Origin of the sequence: Mucilaginibacter sp. UR6-1 (assembly GCF_020880975.1) — a bacterium.
In the GTDB taxonomy this organism is placed as follows: Bacteria; Bacteroidota; Bacteroidia; order Sphingobacteriales; family Sphingobacteriaceae; genus Mucilaginibacter.
In genome coordinates this window covers 248199-273459 of sequence record NZ_JAJIWP010000002.1, presented here as the reverse complement: position 1 = coordinate 273459, position 25261 = coordinate 248199, and the positions used below count along the sequence as shown (strand labels likewise).

The 25261-nt window shown below is 42.7% G+C and carries 21 protein-coding genes; 10 read left to right on the top strand and 11 right to left on the bottom strand.

Annotated elements, in window-relative coordinates; genetic code table 11:
- The first annotated feature begins 312 nt into the window (after window positions 1–312).
- Window positions 313–492, top strand: a complete 180-nt coding sequence (locus tag LJ707_RS06435) for a hypothetical protein (protein WP_228949988.1) — start codon at window positions 313–315, stop codon at window positions 490–492.
- Between the two features lie 14 nt (window positions 493–506).
- Here LJ707_RS06435 and LJ707_RS06430 read toward each other — a convergent pair whose 3' ends face one another.
- The 5 genes from LJ707_RS06430 to LJ707_RS06410 form a co-directional block, all read right to left on the bottom strand.
- On the bottom strand, window positions 507–953 hold the full coding sequence (locus LJ707_RS06430) for a DUF983 domain-containing protein (RefSeq protein ID WP_228949987.1): 447 nt from the start codon (window positions 951–953) through the stop codon (window positions 507–509).
- 51 nt (window positions 954–1004) lie between these two features.
- Window positions 1005–1625, bottom strand: a complete 621-nt coding sequence (locus LJ707_RS06425) for a pyridoxamine 5'-phosphate oxidase family protein (RefSeq protein WP_228949986.1) — start codon at window positions 1623–1625, stop codon at window positions 1005–1007.
- Window positions 1626–1649: 24 nt separating this feature from the next.
- A complete protein-coding gene (locus tag LJ707_RS06420; protein ID WP_228949985.1) occupies window positions 1650–2060 on the bottom strand; it encodes a nuclear transport factor 2 family protein in 411 nt (136 codons plus the stop codon).
- 168 nt (window positions 2061–2228) lie between these two features.
- Window positions 2229–3101 (bottom strand): alpha/beta fold hydrolase, encoded by an 873-nt coding sequence (locus LJ707_RS06415; protein WP_228949984.1) that lies wholly within the window; start codon window positions 3099–3101, stop codon window positions 2229–2231.
- 305 nt (window positions 3102–3406) lie between these two features.
- On the bottom strand, window positions 3407–4432 hold the full coding sequence (locus tag LJ707_RS06410; RefSeq protein WP_228949983.1) for a proline iminopeptidase-family hydrolase: 1026 nt from the start codon (window positions 4430–4432) through the stop codon (window positions 3407–3409).
- A gap of 220 nt (window positions 4433–4652) precedes the next feature.
- Between LJ707_RS06410 and LJ707_RS06405 the strand changes: the two genes are divergently transcribed.
- Window positions 4653–5543, top strand: a complete 891-nt coding sequence (locus LJ707_RS06405; RefSeq protein WP_228949982.1) for an alpha/beta fold hydrolase — start codon at window positions 4653–4655, stop codon at window positions 5541–5543.
- On the opposite strand, the gene LJ707_RS06400 is transcribed toward LJ707_RS06405, so the two are convergent.
- On the bottom strand, window positions 5534–5878 hold the full coding sequence (locus tag LJ707_RS06400) for a hypothetical protein (protein ID WP_228949981.1): 345 nt from the start codon (window positions 5876–5878) through the stop codon (window positions 5534–5536). The two genes, LJ707_RS06405 and LJ707_RS06400, sit on opposite strands and share 10 nt — an antisense overlap.
- A 33-nt stretch (window positions 5879–5911) precedes the next feature.
- On the opposite strand from LJ707_RS06400, the gene LJ707_RS06395 reads away from it, so the two are divergent.
- The 3 genes from LJ707_RS06395 to LJ707_RS06385 are packed head-to-tail and all read left to right on the top strand — an operon-like array spanning window position 5912 to window position 8298.
- Window positions 5912–7126, top strand: a complete 1215-nt coding sequence (locus tag LJ707_RS06395; protein ID WP_228949980.1) for an MFS transporter — start codon at window positions 5912–5914, stop codon at window positions 7124–7126.
- Window positions 7127–7151: 25 nt separating this feature from the next.
- A complete protein-coding gene (locus LJ707_RS06390; protein WP_228949979.1) occupies window positions 7152–7955 on the top strand; it encodes an alpha/beta fold hydrolase in 804 nt (267 codons plus the stop codon).
- Window positions 7956–7995: 40 nt separating this feature from the next.
- Window positions 7996–8298: a putative quinol monooxygenase gene (locus tag LJ707_RS06385; RefSeq protein ID WP_228949978.1), complete on the top strand. Its 303-nt coding sequence runs from the start codon at window positions 7996–7998 to the stop codon at window positions 8296–8298.
- Between the two features lie 104 nt (window positions 8299–8402).
- Here the strand turns inward: LJ707_RS06385 and LJ707_RS06380 are convergent, their stop codons facing one another.
- The 3 genes from LJ707_RS06380 to LJ707_RS20345 all read right to left on the bottom strand — a co-directional run bounded on the left by LJ707_RS06380 (window position 8403) and on the right by LJ707_RS20345 (window position 12464).
- Window positions 8403–9317, bottom strand: a complete 915-nt coding sequence (locus tag LJ707_RS06380) for a LysR family transcriptional regulator (RefSeq protein WP_228949977.1) — start codon at window positions 9315–9317, stop codon at window positions 8403–8405.
- A gap of 97 nt (window positions 9318–9414) precedes the next feature.
- Window positions 9415–10269 carry an alpha/beta hydrolase gene (locus LJ707_RS06375; RefSeq protein ID WP_228949976.1) on the bottom strand — a complete coding sequence of 285 codons (855 nt, stop codon included), beginning with the start codon at window positions 10267–10269 and terminating at the stop codon, window positions 9415–9417.
- Window positions 10270–10499: 230 nt separating this feature from the next.
- A complete protein-coding gene (locus LJ707_RS20345) occupies window positions 10500–12464 on the bottom strand; it encodes a sigma 54-interacting response regulator (RefSeq protein WP_304610896.1) in 1965 nt (654 codons plus the stop codon).
- A gap of 356 nt (window positions 12465–12820) precedes the next feature.
- Between LJ707_RS20345 and LJ707_RS06360 the strand changes: the two genes are divergently transcribed.
- Window positions 12821–15121, top strand: coding sequence for a sensor histidine kinase (locus LJ707_RS06360; protein ID WP_228949975.1), 2301 nt, complete (start codon window positions 12821–12823; stop codon window positions 15119–15121).
- Window positions 15122–15140: 19 nt separating this feature from the next.
- Here LJ707_RS06360 and LJ707_RS06355 read toward each other — a convergent pair whose 3' ends face one another.
- On the bottom strand, window positions 15141–15419 hold the full coding sequence (locus tag LJ707_RS06355) for a hypothetical protein (RefSeq protein ID WP_228949974.1): 279 nt from the start codon (window positions 15417–15419) through the stop codon (window positions 15141–15143).
- 797 nt (window positions 15420–16216) lie between these two features.
- Between LJ707_RS06355 and LJ707_RS06350 the strand changes: the two genes are divergently transcribed.
- The 4 genes from LJ707_RS06350 to LJ707_RS06335 all read left to right on the top strand — a co-directional run bounded on the left by LJ707_RS06350 (window position 16217) and on the right by LJ707_RS06335 (window position 22903).
- Window positions 16217–16768: a discoidin domain-containing protein gene (locus LJ707_RS06350; RefSeq protein ID WP_228949973.1), complete on the top strand. Its 552-nt coding sequence runs from the start codon at window positions 16217–16219 to the stop codon at window positions 16766–16768.
- Between the two features lie 30 nt (window positions 16769–16798).
- Window positions 16799–19912, top strand: a complete 3114-nt coding sequence (locus LJ707_RS06345; RefSeq protein ID WP_228949972.1) for a TonB-dependent receptor — start codon at window positions 16799–16801, stop codon at window positions 19910–19912.
- A 22-nt stretch (window positions 19913–19934) separates the two neighbouring features.
- Window positions 19935–21752: a RagB/SusD family nutrient uptake outer membrane protein gene (locus LJ707_RS06340; protein WP_228949971.1), complete on the top strand. Its 1818-nt coding sequence runs from the start codon at window positions 19935–19937 to the stop codon at window positions 21750–21752.
- A 185-nt stretch (window positions 21753–21937) separates the two neighbouring features.
- Entirely contained in the window at window positions 21938–22903 is a 966-nt protein-coding gene (locus tag LJ707_RS06335; protein WP_228949970.1) for a hypothetical protein, read from the top strand.
- A 59-nt stretch (window positions 22904–22962) separates the two neighbouring features.
- On the opposite strand, the gene LJ707_RS06330 is transcribed toward LJ707_RS06335, so the two are convergent.
- Window positions 22963–25209 carry a GH92 family glycosyl hydrolase gene (locus LJ707_RS06330; protein WP_228949969.1) on the bottom strand — a complete coding sequence of 749 codons (2247 nt, stop codon included), beginning with the start codon at window positions 25207–25209 and terminating at the stop codon, window positions 22963–22965.
- Window positions 25210–25261: the final 52 nt, after the last annotated feature.

Below are 25261 nucleotides of genomic sequence, written 5' to 3'. Positions count from 1 at the left end.
GTCGCTTGCTTGTTTGAAATTACACACCCTCAGAACCATATGTCGTTCTGAGCAAATTTTGATAAACGTATCTACCGGCCCCTGCGATTGACTGCATTTCTCAAAGTTAATTATTTGCAGCTAAAACAAAAGTTTTCAACTACTTAGTAAAAAAAATACTTATTACCGTAAGCTCCCGACTGACTTTTTAATTTAATACCCAAAACGAGATTCGAACTCGTATAGCTCAGGGAGAGTTCGAGTCTCTCTTCGGGCACATCAAAAATCTCAACTTTTTTACAAATAACTTCACCTGCGCAAAAACACTGCGCAGTGCCTCTGTTTCTTTGTATCAACATTAAAGAAATAAAGGAGGTTCACCATGAAATCAACCTGTTAAGCAAAGTAAAAAACCAAACGGTTAACCTCGAGGGTGCCAAAGCATTTACGCTTTCGCCCGAAATGGAGCTGTATACCGCCGTGGTTACCTCAGTCCCTTCCTACTTGCTATAACCTAATGATATTAACTAATTTGGGCCTGCCTGATGATAGTCGGGCCTGGCTCGTTCTGGTTCAAAGTGAACACCGGGTGTTAGCCAGAATAACAGGATGATACGCGAATACTGAAATGTAAACGGCCAGAACAAAAATGCCGGAACCAGTGTTGCCGCCAGGTAAACCCACGGATCCCAACTATGGGTAAGCAGGTAAGTGGCCATAGCAAATGTAACCATGATAGCCACATTCATTGCGTAACTAACAAACATGGCAACATAAAAATAGCCCGGCTCTATCTCAAACTGAAAGTTACAATGCGGGCAGTGTTCATTCATTTTCTGGCCAAAAAACCTGAGAGGATTAGCTGCGAACATATTACCTGTACGGCATTTTGGGCACTTGCCGTGTAATGCAGCCTTGAATGCAGAGTGCACATAAGGTTGTGCAGTATTTAAATTGCCGGTTTGGTTTTCCATAAGGTTGCAGATATAGTTTTTAAAAAAAATTAAGGTGATATATACCACTATTTACCGACCATCAGTTGAATCATTTGCCCGCAAATGCCTGATCTCCTCCTCAAGTTGCTTAACATAGCCATTACGTTCTGCAAAAGCCGCCTCAATCTCTGCCAGTGTATATCGCGGTGTAATATGCTGCGGGCAATTCCAATTATAGCCCTTTACTGAAAATACAAGCATCCGCTCAGCCTTGTGCTTGTAGTCTGTAGGGTCAAGCTGTTTAAACAATCCGGGATCATCTGCAATTTCAACAACTTTCATATCCGCGAATAATTTTAACCTGGCCCGCTGCGGGTAATCCATCATAATAAGAGATACCCTGGCGTTGGTTACTGCATTACCAACTGAGATGTATTGCCTGTTACCACTAAAATCTACCAAACCAAGGGTAAAGTCATCCAACACTTTGATAAAGCCCTTTGGCCCACCCCTGTGCTGTATATAAGGGTAGCCCGTTGCGCTGATGCTGGCCATATAAAAGCTGTCGCGACTGCTTATAAAATTGACCTCAGCCTGCGTAAACCCGTCCTCGTGATGGCCTTGTTCCATCCTGGCATAGGCTGTACGGCTTCCGTGTAGTTCCTGCAGTTTCTTTACCGCATCGGTAAATGCTATTTCTTCATAGTTCATATGTTCGCCAAAGCAAAAAAGGTGTTATAATCTCCTGTCAATTTCACTGATAGCCAAATCATTAATACTTGCGTAGCGTTTCCGCATCAGGCCATTCTCATCAAACTCCCACAACTCGTTGCCATAGCTGCGGTACCATTGCCCGGCCTCGTTATGCCACTCATACTCAAAGCGCACGGCTATCCGGTTATCACGAAAATCCCAAAGCTCTTTTTTAAGTTTATAATCCAACTCCTTTTGCCACTTTCCGGTTAAAAAGGCTTTTACTTGATCCCTCCCGTTAATAAATTCGGTACGGTTGCGCCATTCGGTATCAATGGTATAAGCCAGGCAAACGCGTTCCGGGTCACGACTGTTCCAGGCATCTTCGGCCATTTGTACCTTTTGAAGTGCGGTTTGCAGGTTAAAAGGCGGTAACGGTAGTTTCTGTTCCATAATATAAAGTTATACTAATGCACTGATAATTTATGGATAGATAAAGCGACAGGCCAATACAACGCCGGTACTGATTATCCGGTGATCAAATGTTCAAAAAATGCATTATTAGTAAAACAAGCAAGCAGGATAACGCTTATGCCCTACCCTGCTTACGCTAAAAAACGGTTAACGGCTTACTTTGCGGTCCAGGAAATCCTTGATGGTTGCCCCGATACATACACCATGGCTTTCCAGGGCAAAGTGTCCTGCATCATACAGGTGAAATTCAAGATTTCTTACATCTTTTTTGTATGCTTCCGCGCCTGAAACCGGGAAAATATAATCGTTCTTGCCGTAAACTACCAGCATTTCAGGATTGTGATCGCGGAAGTATTGCTGCCACTCCGGGTATTTTGGCGGATTGGTTCCGTAATCATAAAACAGGTCAAGCTGTATCTGCCCATTCTCGGGCCTTTCAAGGTGGCGCAAATCCATTTCCCAGTTATCCGGGCTAATGGTTGAGGTATCAGCTACGCCATGTGTGTACTGCCATTTCAGGCCATCCGGGTTATGGAACGTACTCAGGGTAGCTTCTGCCTCTTTATTATTATGGTCTGCCCAGTAAGCCCTGAATGGGTCCCAGAAGGTTTCCAACCCTTCTATATAAGCGCAGCCGTTCTGCACTATAAGTGTATCTATCTTTTCGGGGTGTTTAGAAGCTATCCTCCAGCCAACCGGGGCACCATAATCCATCAGGTAAAGGCTATACTTGTTAATATTGAGCTTTTGCAGCAGCTCCTCAATTATCGCTGCAAAATTATCAAAGGTGTAAGCAAATTCAGCTATGGGTGGCTGCTCGCTTCTGCCATAACCCGGGTAGTCAGGCGCTATCAGGTGATACTTGTCAGACAGGTCATTGATCAGGTTCCTGAACATAAATGATGATGCCGGGTAACCATGGAGTAACAGTAAGGTTGGCGCATCCTTCGGCCCTGCTTCGCGGTAAAAAATGTTTACCCCGGCAATGTCAATAAAATTGTAAGTGGTTTGATTTTTCATGATCTTATAAATTAAATTTTTATGTTATTTACACTTGCATTATCCTTGGCAAAGCAGGTTTATCAGCGGTACCCGAACCGGCAAATTAGAGGTGATCAATGCCTGTTCAAAAGTAGGATCAGCCATCCTAACCTGCATATTAGCCGGCTGATAACAGTTATCAGAATTGTGTTAACTGAAGGCTACCCAGGCGGGATTAACGTGTTTAAAAAATCAGGGGCAGTTTAATTTATATATCATATGGCGTTACCACTTTAGTTCAGGCTCAGCATAACGGGGCAATCAGTATCGTAAAACTAAAATGATCAATTACCCCTCTGTTTTTTATCGGGCGTAAAGGCACCTTCATCAACATCTTTCAGAAACCTGACCAATGCGGTAAAATAACGCTGCTGATCGTCATACATAGCCATATGGCTCCCTTCGGGGCAGAGATAAGTACGGCTGTTGGGAATGAGCAACCCTTCCTTTTTTATTGATTCCGGGTTCATCTCATCATGCTCGGCACCTAAAACCAGTACCGGAACTTTGATCTTTGGCAAGTCGTCCCAAAACTCCCAGTTCTTAAAATTTCCGGTAACATGAAACTCGTCTACACCTTGCATTTGTACATATATATTACGGTTCATTTTTTTGAAAGCCCGTAACAGTGGCTCCGGCCATTTATTTAAAGGCAGCCTGCACACTACCTGCGTATAAAGTTTACTCATCAAAAGCTCATTATATTCAGCCGACTCGTATTTTCCGGCCTTGTCAAGCGCGTCAAACGCAGCTCGTTCGGTAGGTGTAAACAGTTTACCTTTCAAAACAGCCAGGTAACCGGTAAAATCTTTCATTCCGGCTGTCATGTTAGATATCACCGCACCCTTTACGTGGCGCTGATATTTTTTCATGTACTCCATAGCCAATAAGCCTCCCCAGGACTGGCCTACAACATAAAACTGCTCAAGCCCAAGCCCCTTGCGTACCTGTTCAACTTCTTCCACATAACGGGGGATGGTCCAAAGCGTTGTGTCTGCAGGTATGTCTGAATTGCCGCAGCCCAGTTGATCATAATAGTATATCTCCATGTCTTCCTTTGGCAAAAAATCGTCAAAGCATTCCAGGTAATCATGTGGTACGCCCGGGCCACCGTGCAGTAACAGCACTTTGATCTTTCCGCTGCCCGCTTTTTTTGTCCAGACATTGTATTTGCCATCAATTGTGATCAGTTTGTTGCCGCCTGTTTTAACGGTATCCTTAGTCGCGGTGTCAGCAGGTGCTGAGCCCTGTTGGTTACTATTACAGCCTGATACTGTAAGCATGGCCAGGGCAATAAATAGTTTTTTCATAAACGTTGTTTTTTAAAGTAAGCAGATTGATTAATTAAGCCGGCATAAGCCGGTAAGTTGTTTATTTAATTTTGTATGCAGTACCGTTTATTTATCACTTATCTAATTACAGTTATCATATTAGTGATGGGCTGTACCAACCTGAAATTGCACTAAGGCCATAACTTTGAACATCGTCATTATTAATATGACCATTCCATAATAAAAGCATTTATAACTTATGACTTATACTAATGACCATGCCGGCCGTACCGCGTACCGCACCATAAACATCGGCGGTGTTGATATATTTTACAGGGAAGCCGGAACAGCCGGCAAGCCAACACTTTTACTATTACACGGATTTCCGTCTTCTTCACATATGTTTCGCCAACTGTTCAGCCAGCTCTCTGCCGACTTTCACCTGATCGCCCCGGATTATCCCGGTTTTGGGTATAGCGCCAGCCCTGATCCGGCAACTTTTGAGTATTCATTTGACCAACTTGCCAATTTGACGGAGCAATTTATTGACAGCCTCGGCCTCACAAACATTGTTTTTTATATGCAGGATTATGGCGGCCCTATCGGTTTCAGGATCGCTGCTGAACGGCCTGAACTGGTTAAGGGCCTCATCATACAAAATGCCAATGCCTACATGCAGGGTTTAGGGCCCGCCGTACAACAGATCGGCGCGCTGGCCCGAGCTAATGACATAGCGGGACTGGATGCCGCGGTAAACCACATGATGTCTTACCAGGGCATTAAAGAACAATATGTATGTGGCGTAAATTCCGCGGATGCCATCAGTCCTGACAGTTATACACTTGACCACTTTTTGATGGAGCAGCCCGGCAGAAAGGAGATTCAGAAAATACTGTTCAACAATTACGCAAGTAATTTTCCAAAATATCCGCAATGGCAACAGTACCTTCGCAACAACCAGCCACCTACCCTTATAACCTGGGGTAAAAACGATGTGATATTTCCGAGCAGCGGCGCACTTGCTTACAGGCAAGACTTGCCTGATGCCGAGATACATCTGTATAACGGCGGGCATTTTCTTCTGGAAGAATACGGCACCGCGATAGCGGAACTGATAAGGGCTTTTATAAAAAAGATCCATCACGCCTGAAACCGGTAACGGTAATAATTAGCCCTTTTATCTCCTTTGTGACACTTATTGCATAATTGATTGCCGTGCTGATCCGTTAAATTAAAGTGGGGTATCTCATTGCCGATATTTAGTATTTCATAGCCTTGTTCATACAGGTCAAAGCCAAACCTGTTAAAACGCCTGGCATTACCATAGGTTAATAAATGATTTTTGTGCTCAAATGGCAAAATAGATGAACCCTTGCTGCTATTTTCAAGCCCCAAAAAAATCGCCGTAATACTTATCACTATACTGATAACACATACAATTTTGATGATATAACGTGTGGTTATCACTGCTTTATCTTTGAGCATTAGCCAAATATCAATGGCTAACCAACTCAAACAATGCAGCATTTACTTACAAAAAGTTTCGTTCAAATCCCCAAACAAATACCGGGTATAGCCTGCCTGCTGCTCATGGTTTACGCCTATGGTGTTGCCCCGTTGCAACCAACGCTAACCAGGGAGTTCAATTCCACTTTAACGGCTTTTGCTATTCCTGTTTTTGCCCTGTGCTTCGCGCTGGCTGCAGCAGCCATGGTGCTATTTCATCATTTTATGAAATTACAGCAATGGTTCATGCTATCATTAATTTGGTTATGCGCCGGCGCCTTATTGCTTAGTCTGGCCCGCTCCGCTGAAGCCTTTTTGCTGATCAGGGCATTTACCGGTTTGGGTACAGGTATGATGCTGCCATCCGCGCTGATGCTGGCCCCGGCAGGTAAAAAAAGCGGAGCTTTAGGAAGCTTGATCATGGTGATGTTCGCATTAGGCGCGGGTATGACCTTCGGACCAAGCCTCGGGGGATGGATAAACGCGCTCGCGGGATGGCGGATACTATACCATATCATCGCAATACTTACAGCCATGTTGATCCTGGCTGCCTGCTTAAACAAAAAGCGCGGAAAGGTTATGGTGGAGTTACAAAACCCAACTCATAAGGCAACTGATATTTTTAGAATAATTTGGAAAAGCAGGTACATCTATCTTTTCGTTTACCTAACTGGCATTTTTCATTCGGGGGTATTTGTTTGGATCAGCAACTACTTTACAGTACAATACGGTCAAAACGAGTATCACATCGCTAACGATCTGATGGTATTTGGCTTGCCTGGCCTGGCGGTCACCTTTATGCTGTATCGCTATCACCTTGATACCAGGGTGCTAAAAATTTTGTATGCCGGGTTAGGCTTAACCATTGCCGGCCTTATTATACTGATGACCAACCTGCCCTTATGGCTTGCAGAGTGCTTGCTGGCGGCCATGTCTGTCGGCTTCAGTTGTTCGCAACCCATTTTCATCGGCATACTAAGAATGCCTGCTTCTGTAAAGCCATTGGCTACGGGCAGCGCGGTGCTATTTGCAGGATATGGCAGCGGCCCTTTGATAATTATTGCGTTGCTTGATATCCATATGGGCGCGGCTATGGCCTTTTTGGTGGTGCTGGTGATGGCACTGGCGGTGGTTTCACGCCTTGTTTGGCGGCAACCGGCTATACACCTCAAAAGCAGAGGCCATTTTATCCGCGCCGGCATGCATCAAAAACTTCAAAAAATTTAATCACTCTATATTAATTGTTATGAAAATGAAAACAAGATCAGCCCTCATTGCCGCCATTGGATTGGCGGTTGTGTGCATGTCCTTCAAGCTAAAGTATGACTTGATCAAAAGCCTTGACAAATCTATTGACGACGGTAAACCGACCATTGTACTGGTACATGGTGCCTTTGCCGACGGATCATCCTGGAATAAGGTAATTCCTATTCTGCAAAAAAAGGGCTACCAAACCATTGCTGTGCAAAACCCGCTTACTTCGTTAACTGATGATGTAGCTTTTACACAAAGGGCTATTGCTGAAGCACCCGGAAAGGTGGTACTTGTAGGCCATTCATACGGCGGTGCAGTAATAACCCAAGCGGGTAATAACGACAAGGTTACTGCATTGGTATATGTTGCCGCCTACGCGCCCGATGAAGGCCAAAGCGTACAAAGCATCGAAAAAGAAGCACACGAGATCAGGAAAATTCCCAACGTACCGGGTTTGGCCGAGCCTATAGTATCTGACGGGTATATACGCATGAAAGAAGACGCGGTGATCAAATACTTCGCGCAGGATCTGCCGCTATATGAAGCTAAGCTGATAGCAGCGGGACAAGGCCGCTTTCACTTCAGCGCGTTTACGGCTGCCATTACCAACCCGGCCTGGAAAAACAAACCCAGCTTTTACGTAGTTGCTGAGAACGATAAAACCATCGCCCCTGATATTGAACGCGAAACAGCTAAAAAGATACGCGCTACTACTATTTCTGTACCGGCGAGCCACGTAGTTATGCTTTCGCAACCGCAAAAAGTTGCTCAACTGATATTGCAGGCAGCCGGTGAAAAATAAATATTGATGGTAAGCGGGCTAAACTTTTAACCTGATTTTTATGAACGGAAAACCAATCCATATATTTTCAAAATGGCGCGTTAAGAACGGCCATTTTGATACCGTGTTCGATTTGCTGAGCAAGGTAGCCACACAAAGTGTTTTGGAGAACGGCAACTTGTTTTACAAGGCACATCAGTGTAACAGCGATGCCAATACGATCATACTTTTTGAGGGATATTTGAATGAAACTTCGCAAATGATACATCAGTCGTCAGCGCATTTTAAACGGTTGATGCTGGGTAAGATCGTTCCGCTGCTTGAATCGCGCGAGGTGATCACTACCACGCCCATCATACGCTAAAACGCGCCATGTATTTAGTGTCTTATCAAATGCAGTAATGCCCGGTGTTACGTTCATGAATAATCAGAACCGTAACACCGGGCATTATTTTTAATGCATGTTACCTAAGCGTAATTTGGCTTACCGCTTACCCAGTTTTTTATCAAAAGTTCTTCTAACTGTTTCAGTTCACCTGCATAATAGGCATTCTTACGCTTGCCGAAATAAAGTACCTGTTCAAGCGGCTTATCATCCTCCCAGGCAATACGGATGGTTTCTTCGCATAAGTCCTTACGGCACAAAAAATCGGGTATTACGGCAAACCCGCAACCATTTCTCAAACAACGCAGGATAGAACTGAAATACGGAAGCACAAAATTTGGCTTAAAGCCCGGCATTTTATCAAAACTTTTATGCCAAAACTTTTTCAAAGGGTCCATATCAGCGGTAGTATACCAGGTTTGTTTACCCAGCCAGTCCATTATCTTGCTTTTATTACTTATGATGGCCAGCTCTTCCAATTTCTCCACAGGCGTATTGCTGCCGCATACCAGGATCAGGCGCTCTTGCGAAAACGGGGTAAATTCCAGGTTATTTTGCTGGTTTTTATGAGGTGTAAGAATCAGGTCAAGCGTGCCATTTTGTAACTCCTGCACAATTTGCGGAGAATCTCCGAAATGAGCGATCAGGTTAAAAGGCAACTGCGCTACATGAGCCTCGAGCGTATGCTGAAAGGTTTCAAAATACATACCTACGCTTATGGTCGGTTTTTCAATTTTTGACCGCCGCTGAAACATTTGTTCAGCCTCCTCGAGCCGGCCAATGGAGTCAATCACGTAGTGGTAAAGCATGGTGCCTTTATCGGTAGGTAGCATATTGCGTGTATCGCGGTCAAAAAGCCGATAGCCGGTATAAGCTTCGAGAGAGTTTAAATGCAGGCTAACACCGGGCTGTGAAATAAACAGCACCTGGGCCGCGGCTGACAGCGAACCTGCTTCATATATCACTTTAAAAGTTCTGAGCCATTCAAGGTTGAGCATAATTTTAATTGATTAGGTTTTATATATAAATTGTAAATAGATATGCTTTTACCATGCAACCATGGTGAGTAACTTAAGGCGGATAAAACGATACTTACTACACAGGCACCGGCGCCCTTTCATTCAGCCACTGTTTAATATCGCTGATCACGATCCCTTTATCTTTATCATTCAAAAGATCATGGTAATGCCCCTCATATAACTTTAGTTGCTTATCTGCTGAGGATACCTTCTCCATAAAATATTCACTTCCGCCCGGTTTGGTGGCTTTATCGGCCAGCCCGTGGAGGATGAGAACAGGAACACGGATAACTGACATGTTATTTTTCAGATACCCGCCTGCAAGAAGTAATTGCTGCATTGTTTTGGCCGGTTGTTTTTCATCGGCCAATAAAGGATCGCTGTTCAATTTATATACCATGGCCGGGTCGCGAGAAAAGTCGGCATTGTTTAGTTTAACCAACCTCAGGTGAGGAAAAATGTAGCTGAGCAGCTTTATAGTGGCGAGGGCAAAGGCTGGTGCCGGGAGATGGAAGGCAAAACTTTCACAGATCAGTCCATCAAGCTTTTCCTGATGCTGTACTGCATAAACGGAGGCGAACACCCCACCGGCACTGTGCCCCAGCATAAACACGGGCAGGGATGGATCGGTGCCTTTTGCAATATCAACCAATTGGTCAATATCATTTAAAATATCATTATAATCAGAGATGTAATAGCGTTCACCTTGTGACCGCCCCCTGCCCCGGAGATCAATGGCATACACCTGGTAATTAATATCAACCAACTGTAAAGCAAAGCTATGATAATACCCGCTGTGAGCGTTCAGACCATGAATGATGATAACTATTCCTTTGGGTTTGCCATCACCCGGTATCCAGTTGCGATAAAATATATGCTGGCCGCTGCGGTTAAGAAAAGTGGAGGTTTTAAGGTTGTAAGTGTGTTCCATACGGTAGCAGGCATTAATAACATGCCAACTACCGCCAATAAATAACTATCAGGAAAAAATACTTATAATAAAATGAAAATCAACAACTTGCATTTTAACATATAAATCCATTCAAATACATCCACTCCGAAATTAATGGAGTTGGCTGGGTGGTTCTCCTAAAACATCGGAGGCAGACGGCTATTTTCAGAGTTAATTGCCTGCCTCAAACAAAGTAATGCTGTTTAAAATCAGGCATTACCTGCGCCCGGTATATCTTCCTTTTTGATACCAAGTTTAGCCATTTTTGATTCAAGGGTGGTGGGTTTGATGTTCAGCAGCTCAGCGGCCCCGTTCGCCCCGCGGATCCTGCCCCCCGCTTTTTTGAGTATGGATATGATATAAACGCGCTCTGTTTCACGCTGCACCTGTTTAACATCATCAAATGTGCCCAAGCCGGCCGTAACCGCAACATTGGCTGCTGCTACCGGCAGGCTGCGCTTTAACTCCAGTTCGGTTCCTTCTTCATGTAAAATTACTGAACGTTCAACCACATTCTCCAGTTCGCGGATGTTGCCCGGCCAGTTATAACTCAACATTTCATCCAGCATAGACTGCGCTACACCGGTAAATTTTTTATTGAACTCTCTGCAAAACTTATCCGCAAAAAAGCAGGCCAATGCCGGTATATCGCTTTGACGATCACATAGCGGCGGCAATGTGATCGGGAATACATTGAGGCGATAATACAGATCGAGCCTGAAGTTACCTGCCGCTACCTCTTTCTCAAGGTTTCGGCTGGTTGCTGCTACTACCCGCACATCTACCTTTTTGGATGACTTGCCACCTATAGTATCTATTTCCTTTTCCTGTAATACCCGCAGCAATTTAACCTGAATTTCCAGCGGCAATTCGCCTATTTCATCTAAAAAAATAGTACCGCCATCTGCCTGCTCAAATCTGCCCGGTCTTTTTTCTACAGCGCCCGTAAAAGCTCCTTTTTCGTGCCCGAATAGTTCAGATTCTACCAACGCGCCGGGGATGGCAGCACAATTTACCTTGATGAAAGGGCCGCTCTTTCGTGGTGAGATATTGTGTATGGCCTGCGCAACCCTTTCTTTGCCGGTACCGCTTTCACCAAGAATAAGCACTGATGTATTATAAGGAGCTACCTGCAAGGCCATATCAAGCGCGGCCAGCAGCAGGGGGTGCCGTCCAATTATACCCGAAAAGCCTGTATGAGCATTATTAAGCTGTTGCTCACTATCGGGCATCAGCGGGCTATTTTGCCGTGTTTGCTGATCGGTTATGTCTGCAATAACTTTTGTGATGCATGGTTTTAAGCGGTTCAGCAGGTCAATATGCCCCGGATTGTAAATTTGGGGTTGGCGGCTGTAAAAATAACAATATGCAGTGCTGCTGCCATCTGAGCTTAGCGGAAAAACAAGATACGACTGTACCTTAAAACGATCAAACAACTCTTTTTCTACTGACCCGGCATCAGTATCGCTTCCAATAAGGTCATGACGAAAAACGGGTTCGTCAGCATCTGTAATATCATTGCCTATGATCCGGGAAAGCAAACTGTGTTGCTGGCCTTTATTGTTGCTGATGCCTTGCTCTCCCACAAGCTGATATTCATCAAAACCTGTTCGCAGATAGACAGTATCCATAATTAAAGATTGCCGTACAGGCCTTTGCCCGAATATGAACAGATCAAACGGAATATGGGCCTGTAACGCCCTGGCTATCAAAGATAGCTTAAGTTGCGCATCCAACCTGTCTTTTGCTATCTCCCTGAGTTGCTTTTGCAATAACTCTTCATTGCGTAACCTCGATTCAAGACTGTGCCTGTGGCGGTACCAGGCAATATCCAGCATAATCAACAAATCCTTTTCCCGATAGGGCTTAACCAAAAACCCGTATGGTTCTGTAGCTTTTGCCTGCTCCAAAACTTTTTGACCGGAGTTGGCAGACAAATAAATGAAAGCGATATTATCCGCCCTTAATTTCCTGGCCAGATCAATGCCTGTTTGCTTACCGTTTAAGCCGATGTCCAATAAAACAAGGTCTGCGGCCTGCGCATGCAACATCCTGTCTGCATCGTCAGCAGATGTTGCTATACCGTTTACGCTGTAGCCGGCCTTTTCCAGAGTCAACCTTAACCCATTGGCAACCACAAATTCGTCCTCAACAATAAGTATGTTTTTACTCATAGCATTATAACCTCTCAAGTACTATAGGCCTTTAAAAATCTCAGTTAACGAATATACTGAATATGTACTATAATGGCTGCAATGGCTGCACCGCTCCACGCTATATACACCAATGGAAATAAAGTTGCTTTCTTAGATTCAATTAGTTAACCTATCCTAAATTCAATCAGAAAACTCCGCAGTCTTTAAGCCGGATCAGGAACAGGATAGCGGCCGGAATATTATAAATGTTTTAAACGGCGTATAAATTGCAGTTTGTTGCTGATAAACATTATTCTTTTGCTTATGCTGTTTTATTATATATTATCTTAGCAAAACAAAATCCCTGAATTTTTGAACTTGTAATTAAACCTCTAATGAAAAACGCGCTGCTGTGCCTTTTCTTGCTGCTTATTACAATATCAACACAGGCGCAAACCAGTTACCTGGATGAGTTGCCATTGCCCGTGCTAAGGCAAAAATTATCAACAAGTATTAATGATACCAATAAAGTTCAGCTACAACTTGCCATAGGGCATTTAATGATCTATAAACCTACAAAGGGTAAAAAGGACATTGATTCGGCAATTAATTTTGCAGCCCAGGCCGCAACTCTCAGCCGCAAGCTTAATTATCATTTCGGAATCATCAATTCAATGCTGCTCAGCGCGGAAACTTTTTACGAACGCAATGACCGGGAAACCGGTTTAAAGACCGCCGAGAACGCACTTGCTTTTTCGCAAAAAAACCGGAATAGTGATGGCCAGGCAAGATCATATCACCTTATCGCTCAATACTATCCTGTTACTGACCCTGTAAGCCTTAGTAACAGGATATACTATATCAACAAGGCAATAGCTATATTCAGGAAAAACAGCAATGCACTATGGCTTTCCTTTTTACTGACAGCAAACGCGGATCTGCTATTTCAGGCAGACCGAACTACTGAGGGACTAAAATTACTTTTTGAGGCTTTAAATTTAGGAAAAGGTGTTAGCCGCAGAACCGTTGAAGGTATTTACTGGCATATCGGCAGGAGATCATACGAATTAAACGACTACCCTAATGCTTTAAAGTATAACCTGCTGGCGCTTAAAACTGCCAGGGAAGTTAGGGATACCACTTTACAATTTTGCGGCATTAACCATTCTATCGCGTTAACCTATAGTAAAATGCAAAGTTATGCCCGGGCTATTCCATATTCTACCGAGGCATTAAGGGTAGCAAAACGTTATAATAACCGGAACTATATCAATGTAGCTTCATCTGCATTGGCAACAGAATATACGCATACAAACAACCTGTCAAAAGCTTTAAACATACTTAATGATATGAAAAGCCGCGCTTACAGTGATCTGGACAGGCTCTCCGTAAACGTGGATTTTTTGAACAACCTGGCCTATGCAAAACGTTTTGCAAAGGCCGACGAATATGCAAGGGAAGTTAAGGAACTGCTGGCAGGAATTCCTCCGCACAATGTTACAGATATCATGAATGCCTATAATTCGCTTGCCAATTATTATTCAGAAACTAACCAGGCGAAACAGGCTTATCATTATACTGATTTGTATGCCGCCATGGCACATAAACTGAACTATATATCAGGTATCAGAACGGCTGAAAACCGCTATTACAAATTGGTTGTGCTGAAAGGTGATATGAAGTCCGCTATCGGGCATTATCTTAAAGGGCAGGAGATCAAAGACTCAATAGAAAATATTGCAAAGACCTACCAAATATCATTATTGAATATTGAAAATGAAACCCAGGAAAAAAGCAGGCACATTGACTTGCTTACCCGAAAAGCACAGATAAATGATATTAAACTAAAGCGCAATCAACTTATTCAAAAAGTAACTATTGCGGGCTCAGTAATGCTTTTAATAATTACCGTTTTAAGCTATAGCCGTTACAGGTTAAAGCAACGCAGCAATGCTTTGCTCACCCTGCAAAAGTTAGAGATCGATCAAAAAAACACAGCCCTTCAACAACTGGTAAAGGATAAGAACGAACTTTTAGAAGATAAGGATGAATTATTGGTTGAAAAAGACCTGCTTTTAAAGGAGGTAAACCACAGGGTAAGAAACAACCTTCAGATTGTTATGAACCTGTTGCAGTCGCAATCAGTGTATACTTATAATAAACGGGCACAGCAGGCTATAATAGAGAGTCAGAACCGGGTTCAGTCCATCGCATTGATACATGACCAGTTATACAGAACGGATCATATAGCGGAGATAAACCTTTCTATATATATAAACGAACTAATAGATTCATTAAATAGTTCGTTAAATAGAGCAACTAATAAAATTTTAATTGATTGCGATATTGATGATATATCTCTTGACGTATCACAAGCCATCCCTGTAGGCATTATACTTAATGAAACCGTGACCAATGCGTTAAAATACGCTTTTCCGAATAACCGAACCGGAAATATCAAGATCATCATTAAACAAAAAGATCAATACATAGAAATGCAAATCAGCGATGATGGTATCGGTCTGCCGAACGATTTTGATCTGACAAGAACGAATACACTTGGTTTAACACTTTTAAAAGGCCTGACAGCCCAACTTAAAGGTACTTTTACAATTAAAAACAATAACGGACTGGCCATTACTTTAAAGTTTCCTGTTGAGGTTGCCGCAACCCAGGCACAACTGCTAAATAATTGATTTTCAGATATTAAAAAAGCTATTCATCCTGGTTGATGCCTCTTATCTTTACCGGGGCATCAGGGTCAAAGTCATAACGGTCACAGCGGTCTTCGTACCATCCGTTCACAAATTGCTCCTGGCTTTCAATATAATCATCAATAGCTTTTATGCCTTCTACTTGTTTTTCTCCATCAACTAACCGTGGTGTTGTTGTATCATGGTCGTCAATAAAATCGTATTTTAATGATATCCGGTCCAGTCTTTCTTTCCAGCCCGTAACATCATGGCTTCCTGCTTTGTAATATATCGTGATCATTTATTTGGATATTTAGTTGTTCTGTTTACGATGGATGGAGGGTTATATTAATCATCGCAATTTATATAATACGGCCTCAAATGTATTGCCCAAAACTATAATACATGTAATAACTGTTATAATATAAATGATAACACTTATTGTAAATGAAACTAAAATTTCATTAATGCATTGAATTTCACTTACCCTAACACAACAATTTATCCCGACCGGATATATTTTACATAAATCAAGACTGTAAGTCCCTTCATAAAATTACGAAAATTATAAAATCCCTTAAATAGCCAATTGATTTTAAGGCTTTGCTATAAAATTTAAGCTACAATCAGTTAATGCTATGCTTTTGTTACATAAATATTAAATTTTATTGATTAAACGTTTTATCTTTCGTTAAAACTATTTTATATTTACGCATATCAATATTCTATAAACAACACTGGTTCATTTTTTCTGATAAAACGTTTTAATTATTTTATTAATGATATAGAAATTTTATGCGCCAATACAAACTTGAAAACCAACTGCTTATGATTAAATAACAACTTAAACACTTTGCTCCCCGGCATCAATAATACAGATCATCCTTAACAAAGATGCATCTGAAGCTGCAGACCGGTATGGGGCCTTATTTCTTATAAACCATTACAGTACTGCATGCTTGGCGCAAATACCAGGCTGCATTATAAAATAACGTGCCCATTTTGGCGCTATGATGACCTTTTTGTGCTTTTTTTTCGGCACAAATACTTTCTAAATAATTAACTATTAAACACTTAACAAATTAACTTATGAATCTAATGAAGTTAACCAGGCGGGCACTTGCAATGCTATGTTTATCGCTGGTGATTTGCTCGGGTTGTAAGAAGGATGAAGCCAGGCATTATGACCTGCTGCCACCTGACCCGGAAGATGTTACAAGTACGGCCACATTATCAGTAAATTTTGATAATTCGGGCGGCCCAACAGCAGGCGAGGGATCTCCTAAAGTAATTGATGGCGATCTTGACTCCAAGTTCTTAAATAACTACAATCCTGCACTCTACATTCAGTTAGCATTTCGTAAAGCCCAATGTGTTACTACTTACACTTTAACATCAGCCAATGATGCGCCAACACGTGACCCTAAGAACTGGACCATCACAGCATCAAACGATGGTGAAAATTGGGTAACACTTGATACGCAAACCGATCAGACTTTTAATTCAGAGCGTAGAAAAACATTAACCTATGAGTTTGAGAACGGCACAGCCTATACTTATTACCGGATAAACATTACCGCCAATGGAGGTTCATCCTTGTTTCAGTTGGCTGAGTTTAGAGTTATCGCAATCCCCCTACTTGATCAATAAACTATTATCCATCAAACAAAAAAAGAAATTATGTCCCTAAATCGACTCTCCAATATGCTTCTTGCCGTATTAAAGGACGGTAAGCGCCTGGCATTTATGCTGGTGTGTTTGCTACTTGCCTTTAAGGCAAGCGCGCAGGATCAACAACTGCAAATAACCGGTACAGTTAAGGATGAACTAAATGTAACCCTACCAGGTGTAACGGTAACTAATATGAATGCCAATAAAGCCTCCATGACCGATATAAATGGTAAATTCAGCATCCAGGCAAAACGCGGTGATTCACTTGCTGTTACTTATGTTGGCTTTAAAACATATACTACTGTAATTAAAGATGTAATCAATTTAAACATCACATTACAAGCAGCCTCAAATAGCTTAAATGAGGTAGCTATTGTAGGTTTCGGTCAGCAAAAAAAAGTAAGCGTTGTTGGTGCACAATCATCAGTAAAACTTGATGATCTGAAGCAACCGGTAGCTAATCTTAGCGCCACACTTGCCGGTCGTATTAGTGGTTTAGTAGGTGTGCAAAGATCAGGCTTACCCGGCCAAAATGGCGCCGATCTTTGGATACGCGGCATTTCAACATTTGCAGCTAATAGCTCTTCACCGCTTGTAGTTATTGATGGAGTACTTGGTCGTGATCTAAATAACCTTGATCCTGAAGATTTAGCATCTTTTACTATTTTAAAAGACGCAACAGCAACAGCGGTATATGGTATCGCAGGCGCAAATGGTGTTATTGTTATCACAACCAAAAAAGGCAATAGCGGTAAAACTAACCTTATGTTTAATTACAATGAGGGTATTACACAATTTACCAAACGCCCTGAATTGACTGACGGTGTGACTTATATGAAGCTACGCAATGAGGCCCGTTTAGCCAGCGGACAAACCAAGGAGTATAGCAACAACTATATTAATTCAACAATATTAAACGAAGATCCATACCTGTACCCGAATGTTGACTGGATGGAAGAATTATTTAAGAACACATCACGTTACCGCAGGGCAAACTTTAGCGCCAGGGGCGGTTCAGAAAATACTACCTTTTATGTATCAGGAGCTTATTATGATGAGGGAAGCTTATTACGCACAGATGCGTTAGCCGCTTATGATGCTACAACCCGTTTCAAGCGTTATAATTTCACCTCAAATGTTAGCATGAACTGGACCAGTTCAACCAAATTTGATCTGGGTATACAGGGTAACATTGGTAATATAAATTACCCTGGTGTAAATCCTAATGACGCTTTTGCCGCCGTTATGCAAACAAACCCGGTTTTATATCCTAAAATGTACCCGGGCAACTTATTGCCTGGTGTTAGTGCGGCAGGGGCACAGCTTAACCCTTATGGTTTAATAACCCAAACCGGCTACCAAAATATTTTTACTAATCAGATCATGTCTAATGCCAAAATTACACAGGATTTGAAATCATTAACACCCGGCCTATCGTTTTCAATACTATATTCGTTTGATATAAATAATAATCACACTATAAGCCGTACCCGTAATCGTACAAATTATGTAATAAACAGGGCTAATCCATATAATGAGGACGGCTCCGCAAATGTTTCAGTAATACGCACAGGGTCTGATGTGCTATCATATGGAAGAGCTAATAGTGGAGATCGTCAATTTTATACTGAAGCCTCTTTTAATTATGATAGGGAGTTTAGCAAAAAACACCATATAACAGGATTGTTATTATTTAACCGCCGCGAAGAAGTAGGTGCTTTTGCTGGTGATCTTACCTCATCTTTACCTTTCCGCAGCCAAGGAATAGTGGGTAGGGCCACTTATTCTTTTAGCGACAAATATTTTGTTGAAGGTAACTTTGGTTACAATGGTTCAGAAAACTTTGCTCCAAATAAAAAATACGGATTATTCCCATCTATAGGTTTCGGCTGGATATTTTCAGAAGAGAATTTCTTTAAGCCTATTAAAAACGTGATCAATTTTGCAAAACTTCGCTACTCAGATGGTATAGTAGGTGATGGTGCCGGTGGTGGCCGCCGTTTCGGTTACCTAACATTGGTAAGCACTTCAGCCGGTGGTTACAGTTGGGGTATGCCGGGAAGTACCTATTATAATGGTACCGCCATTACAAGCTACGGCACCGATGTTACATGGGCTGAATCACACAAACGCGATCTGGGTTTAGAGTTCTATACGCTAAATTCACAGTTACAAGTAACTATTGATCTATTTAACGAAAGAAGAACAGGCATCTTTTTACAAAGAGCATCGCTGCCAGGTTACATAGGTTTGGTAGAATCGCCAACAGCTAACCTTGGTATCATGACTGTAAAAGGTATCGATGCAACTATTCAGTTAAATCCGATTAAAATGGGTGATTTTACTTTAGATATGCGCGGTACATTTACTTATAACCGAAATAAAATTATTGAAAATGACCAGGCTAAGCAACCATATTCATACATGGAACGCCGCGGCACAAATTCATTGGCAATATTTGGTTATGTTGCTGACGGTTTATTTCAAAGTCAGGAAGAAATCAATGCCGCTCCTGATCAATCACCATTAGGTGCTGTCCGTCCGGGTGATATACGATATCGTGATTTAAATGGCGATGGAGTTATTAATGCCAATGATATTACTCGCATAGGAAATGGGGATGTGCCGAACACTGTTTTTGGCTTAGGTTTTAACTTACAATATAAAAGGTTTTACATCGGCGCGTTCTTTCAAGGCGTTTCAGGCGCTGACAGATTGTTGGGTGGTGATGGTATAATACCATTTAATAACAGCACCGGTGCTGAGCGTAGTAATCTGTTTGCCATAGCTGAAAGCCGCTGGACACCGGAGAACCCTGATCCAAACGCATTTTACCCTCGCTTAGCTTACGGTAATGCAGCTAATAAAAACAATTCAGTAGCATCAAGCTGGTGGGTAAAGGATATTGACTTTATTCGTCTAAAAACCGCCGATTTAGGTTATCAGTTACCTCAAGGCACGCTTAAAAGCATTGGACTCAAAAATGCACGTATTTACATGCAGGGTGTTAACCTTATTTACTGGAGCCCTTTTAAACTTTGGGATCCTGAATTAAATACAGGTAACGGTACAGCTTACCCTAATACCAGAACAATAACCTTAGGTGTACAGGCTAATTTTTAATAATAAAGTAAACAACAACAACATGAAAAAGTATATATACATCGGATTAGCGTTGATGGTAGGCTTGAGCTCTTGCAAAAAATACATAAGCCAGGTACCTGATGATGTAATTACAACGGATAAGATATTTCAATCCAGAGAAAACACACGGAATTTTTTAGCCAACATTTACTATTCTGTTCCAAATGAGCATAACCAACGCTTTACAGGTAATGAAAATTCAGGCCCGTGGATAGCCGCATCTGATGAGGGTAAGTACACTTGGGATTTCAACTACGCCAATAATATGAACAGTAGTACCTGGAGTAATACCGACGGTACAATTGAAGGCTTTTGGACGCGCTATTATACGGCAATACGTAACGCAACCTTCTTTATACAGAATATCCAGAGTGCTAACCCAATAGAGGTTGACCAAAGCACCAAAACAGCGTATGAAGCTGAAGCAAGAGCGCTTAGAGCAATTTACTATTTTTACCTGATGCGTATGTATGGACCGGTGCCGGTTTTAGGTCAGGAATTGCTGGATGTTAATACCCCTATTGATCAGCTTCGTTTAGCAAGAACCCCATTTGATACAGGCATTGACTTTGTAGTATCAGAATTAGATAAGGCATACGAAACTTTAGATGCTACAAACACACCTTACCAGGGGCAGTTTGGCCGGATTACAAGAGGCATTTGCAAAGCGTATAAAGTTGAGGCCTTATTATTAAAAGCAAGTCCGTTATATAACGGAAACAGTGATTTTTCTACCTTGCAAAATAAAGATGGAGTGGCTTTAGTTAGCCAAACTTACGATGCAACAAAATGGGCTGCAGCCGCAACAGCAGCCAAAGCCTTTTTGGATGAATTTGTTTCATCTGGTAAATACAAATTATATACAGTTTCCGACGATGATCCATTCAAAGCTGCGTACAGAGCATGCCGTGAAGTAATTTATACCGATTGGAACAGCGAATGGATATTTGCCAGGCCGAACAGTAATAACTTTACCCAATATGACCGTATACCTAAACATGTAGGGTCGCCATCAAATGAGAATGAGGCATTTCAAGGAGCAGGATCATTAGGCGCTACACAAACCATGGTCGATGCTTATTTTATGGCAAACGGCCGTAGTATCGACGATCCGGCATCAGGCTACACAACCTCAGGTTTTTCGGATTACCAAGCTCCATTTGACACTAAAACCAGGAGCACTTACAACCAGTGGGTAAATCGCGAGCCACGTTTTTATGTGGGCATAACTTACAACAACAGCCTTTGGTTTAACCCGCTTTCAGGCTATGAACTTGTGACCAACTTTTTTTATAATGGCAATTCAGGGCGTGTACAAAGCACATCAGACGTATCTCCAACCGGATATTGTGTTAGAAAAGATGTTGCGCCTACAGGAAGTGGACGGGGCGCCTTGTTGCTTAGGTTAGCAAATATTTATTTGGATTATGCTGAGGCATTGAATGAATCAGACCCTGGCAACGCTGATATATTGAGATATGTTAACCTAATACGCCAGCGTGCAGGAGTTCCTCAATATGGATCAACTGATCTGCCAATCCCGATTGGCCAGGAAGCTGTTCGTCAGGCTATACGTAAAGAGCGCCGTGTAGAGCTTGCCTTTGAGAACGTACGTTTCTTTGATACCCGCCGTTGGAAGATAGCAGAAACAACAGATGGGGGTAATTTTTACGGTATGGACATGACAAAAAATGACAACACTTTTTACAATAAAGTATTGCTTGAAACACGTGTGTTTAAAAAACGTGATTACCTATTCCCGATACCAAATAACGAAGTATTGAAAAACGAGAAGATGGTTCAAAACCCTGGTTGGTAATTTAAAAAAGCTGCCTGTAAACTTTACGGGCAGCTTAATATATAGTTAAGCTATAAGAACAGTTAATTTTTGTTTCAGAACACGGTAATTGCGTATGTGGAAAGCGCAATCCGTGTTCTGTTATTTTAAAGCATTATATTAACTTAACCGCAACCAATTAATTAAATCATATACATCTGCAAAAAATGAAAAAAACATCTTTGGCTGCCGCCCTGCTGGGCATTGCCGTTATAAGCGGCTGCAGCAAAAAAACAACGGTAACCCCGAGCAAAAACAACGGCGGCGCAACCATTGAACCTGCTGATGCACCCGCCCTTACCTGGAAAGAGCATTGGTTTGAGCATGTACAAAACCTTGAGCGCATATCATATGATAACAGCGTGGTGATCTATTACGATAAGGATGTACGCCGCGATATTGTATGGCCGAAGAAATACATGGCCGAAGCTTGGGAATATACCAAGAAAACCTATGGTGCCTTTGGCGATGACCCTCGCCTGTATGCCATATACCATGCCGGTAAATACTCCGGCGGCCACCCGTCAACCTATATGGATGACAGCCATGACTTTCATAACGTTACAGATTGCGGCTCGGGCGATGCAAATGCCTGGGTAAGCGGCCAGGGTAATGATATTGACCTGAGCACCCACGAGATAGGCCACATTGTTGAAGGTGCCGCAAAAGGTGTGCACGGCTCGCCGGCATTTTCTATTTGGCATGACAGTAAGTGGATGGAAATATACCAGTACGATGTGTACCTGGGCCTTGGCCGTAATGATGATGCCGTACGCTGGCATAACCTTAAACTGCAAACCACGGATGATTTTCCGCGCGCGGCCACACATTGGTACCGCGATTGGTTTTATCCAATTTATAACGACCACGGCAAAACCAAAACGCTGAACGGCTTTTTTACCTTGTTAGCCAAGTACTTTCCGAAACGTACGTTTAACAACGGCAAACAAACATATCCCGAATATTCACGCGACTTGAATTACGGCGAGTTCATCCATTTTTGGAGCGGAGCCGCCGGTACTGACCTGAAACAGCTTGCCCTTACCGCCTTTGGCGATAAAGATGAGCAGGGTAACGATTGGACCGTTCAGTTAGAAAAGGCTAAAACCGATTTTCCTGATATCAAATATTAATTGTAGCCCATATAGTAAAACAAGAAACGGCGCTCTATCGGGCGCCGTTTCTTGTTTTATCAGGGTTCTACACCCCATTGCTTATTAGGTTTCGGACCCATTTCCAGTTCGAGGGTGCCGCCGCTTATAAGGTCAGTATGGCTAAACCATGGGGTGTTTAGCGCCTTTCCGTTCAATTTGGCACTTTGTATATACTTGTTTTCAACCGAGGCTTTGTTCGCTATCAGTTTGAATTTCTTTCCATTGGGCAAATCAACCGTAACATTTTCAAACATCGGGCTGCCAATGGTATAAACCGGTTTGCCCGGCGTTACCGGGTAAAAACCCATTGACGAGAATACCACAAAAGCCGTCATACCACCGCCATCCTCATCACCCGGTATGCCGAATACATTATCCTTATACCATACATCCAGCAAAAAGCGGATGCGTTTTTGAGTTTTCCATGGCGCATCGGTAAAGTTGTACAGGTATGGTATATGAAAGCTTGGCTCATTCCCCATTGAAAACTGGCCAACAATACCGGTAAAATCCGGGAATTTGGCTTGTAGTTCATACTTACTCCGGCCTAAACCCTCACGGAAGAGCTGATCTAAACGGGCTTCAAATTTTTGCTTGCCGCCCATCAGGCCTACTAAACCGGGTACATCGTGCTGTACCTGCCACTGGTATGTCCAGCCGTTGTTTTCATCATAGTAATCACGGCCACCCATACCACCGTCAAACTTAGGGTCAATGTTGATGAATTGCCCCTTGTCATCCTTTGGCATAAACAGCATATCCTTATCGCTCCACAGCTTTTTATAATTGTCGGCACGTTTGATGAACAGGTTATAATCAGCCGTTTTACCAATGTTTTTCGCGTACTGAGCCAACGCCCAATCATCATAACTGGCACCAAGCGTTACAGCCACTGCCTGGCGTTTTTCAAAACCATGCACACCGGGTACGGTTTCCTTTTCGCCCGGATGCAGGGCGGGGATGTAGCCGTTAGCGTAATAAAAATCTTCCAGCGGGCCTTTAGGGCCGTTCATCCAGGGCATCATGGTAGCCTGGGTAGCGTTTTTACGCATACCCTCATAAGCTGCTTTAGTATCGTAATTACGCAGGCCTTTGTTATAGGCATCCAAAAAGCTTACGGTAGAGTGAAAACCGTTCATACAGGCATGGTCGCCAAACAGCACCGGGAAGGTAGGCACCCAGCCGCTTTGCTGATACATGTTCACGTAGGAGTTCAGAATATCCTCTTCCTGTGCTGGGTTAAGGATGGTACGCAGCGGATGATGTGCCAGGTAGGTATCCCACGTCCAGTCATCTACATAAAAGGTACGTTTACTCTCATGTATCTTTTTATCATAACCGCTGTAGTATTTATTGCCTTCGGTTATATTTACAGGCCGCTCATAACAACGGTATAAGGCCGAATAAAAGCTGCGCTTTTGTGCTTCGGTACCACCTTTAACGTCTATCTGGTTTATAACCTTGCTCCAGGCCTGTTCGCCTGATTGCTTTAACTGGTCAAACCCACGGTCACCCTTAAACTCGTCATTAAAATTAGCCTTTGCCTGCTCCGCGCTTATAAAAGATACGGCGTATTTCAGTTCGACTATGTTACCTGTTGCATTAGCGAAGCTTATATAAGCTTTTATGTTTTTACCGCTAACTGTTGTACCGGCCGCTGGCGCACCATTGTTCAGGATGCCCGGCGTACCCTTTTGACTGAATACGCCATAGGTGTATATCTTAATATCATCATGATAGGTTTCAACACCGGTAACCTCATTGCCTGAAGTAATGTTCCATGCTGATTCATCGCCATTGTAGGTGCCCAGCAGCAGGTTCTTGTCCTTTTTTGCGGGAAACTCAAATTTATAGATACCTGTTTTTATACCCGGTACATACTCCACGGTGATATCCTGATCTATTAAATAAGTTTTATAATACCAGGGGCGTATCACTTCCAGGTCATGGTCATACGTCATGCGCTGGTTAAAGGCCCTGGCTGTAACCGGTTCGGTTGTGGGCTTTATACTGAATGCCTCGCCCATACGGTGCGATACAATAAGCAGCGGAAAACTGCTGATCTGATCGTCAAGGTAATCCTTACGGATCGGGAACATGCGCATCATTTGGTTAGGCAGTTGTACCGTAGGCCGCGTTGGTTCCAGCAGTGCGCCAACATTGCCGATACGGGTATCAACATATTTCAGGTTTCCCTCGCCTGAGTTTTGCTGGGCCATGCCGGGCATACCAAAAGCGGAAAGTAAAGTTAACGCTGACAGGCAACGCTTAATTTGTTTGATCATGAATATAGCTTTGCAGTGGTTATTTATCAGCACCTTTATTGCTGCTTAAACG

Bases quoted from the DNA above. Each gene is read 5' to 3' on its own strand.
- LJ707_RS06350 (WP_228949973.1), top strand. From the start codon at position 16,217: ATGAAGTTAACCAGGCGGGCACTTGCAATGCTATGTTTATCGCTGGTG.
- LJ707_RS06375 (WP_228949976.1), bottom strand. From the start codon at position 10,269: ATGGAACACACTTACAACCTTAAAACCTCCACTTTTCTTAACCGCAGC.
- LJ707_RS06380 (WP_228949977.1), bottom strand. From the start codon at position 9,317: ATGCTCAACCTTGAATGGCTCAGAACTTTTAAAGTGATATATGAAGCA.
- LJ707_RS06425 (WP_228949986.1), bottom strand. From the start codon at position 1,625: ATGAACTATGAAGAAATAGCATTTACCGATGCGGTAAAGAAACTGCAG.
- LJ707_RS06335 (WP_228949970.1), top strand. From the start codon at position 21,938: ATGAAAAAAACATCTTTGGCTGCCGCCCTGCTGGGCATTGCCGTTATA.
- LJ707_RS06410 (WP_228949983.1), bottom strand. From the start codon at position 4,432: ATGAAAAAACTATTTATTGCCCTGGCCATGCTTACAGTATCAGGCTGT.
- LJ707_RS06360 (WP_228949975.1), top strand. From the start codon at position 12,821: ATGAAAAACGCGCTGCTGTGCCTTTTCTTGCTGCTTATTACAATATCA.
- LJ707_RS06340 (WP_228949971.1), top strand. From the start codon at position 19,935: ATGAAAAAGTATATATACATCGGATTAGCGTTGATGGTAGGCTTGAGC.
- LJ707_RS06405 (WP_228949982.1), top strand. From the start codon at position 4,653: ATGACTTATACTAATGACCATGCCGGCCGTACCGCGTACCGCACCATA.
- LJ707_RS06355 (WP_228949974.1), bottom strand. From the start codon at position 15,419: ATGATCACGATATATTACAAAGCAGGAAGCCATGATGTTACGGGCTGG.
- LJ707_RS06390 (WP_228949979.1), top strand. From the start codon at position 7,152: ATGAAAACAAGATCAGCCCTCATTGCCGCCATTGGATTGGCGGTTGTG.
- LJ707_RS06400 (WP_228949981.1), bottom strand. From the start codon at position 5,878: ATGCTCAAAGATAAAGCAGTGATAACCACACGTTATATCATCAAAATT.
- LJ707_RS06330 (WP_228949969.1), bottom strand. From the start codon at position 25,209: ATGATCAAACAAATTAAGCGTTGCCTGTCAGCGTTAACTTTACTTTCC.
- LJ707_RS06430 (WP_228949987.1), bottom strand. From the start codon at position 953: ATGGAAAACCAAACCGGCAATTTAAATACTGCACAACCTTATGTGCAC.
- LJ707_RS06385 (WP_228949978.1), top strand. From the start codon at position 7,996: ATGAACGGAAAACCAATCCATATATTTTCAAAATGGCGCGTTAAGAAC.
- LJ707_RS06395 (WP_228949980.1), top strand. From the start codon at position 5,912: ATGCAGCATTTACTTACAAAAAGTTTCGTTCAAATCCCCAAACAAATA.
- LJ707_RS06415 (WP_228949984.1), bottom strand. From the start codon at position 3,101: ATGAAAAATCAAACCACTTACAATTTTATTGACATTGCCGGGGTAAAC.
- LJ707_RS06345 (WP_228949972.1), top strand. From the start codon at position 16,799: ATGTCCCTAAATCGACTCTCCAATATGCTTCTTGCCGTATTAAAGGAC.
- LJ707_RS06420 (WP_228949985.1), bottom strand. From the start codon at position 2,060: ATGGAACAGAAACTACCGTTACCGCCTTTTAACCTGCAAACCGCACTT.
- LJ707_RS20345 (WP_304610896.1), bottom strand. From the start codon at position 12,464: ATGAGTAAAAACATACTTATTGTTGAGGACGAATTTGTGGTTGCCAAT.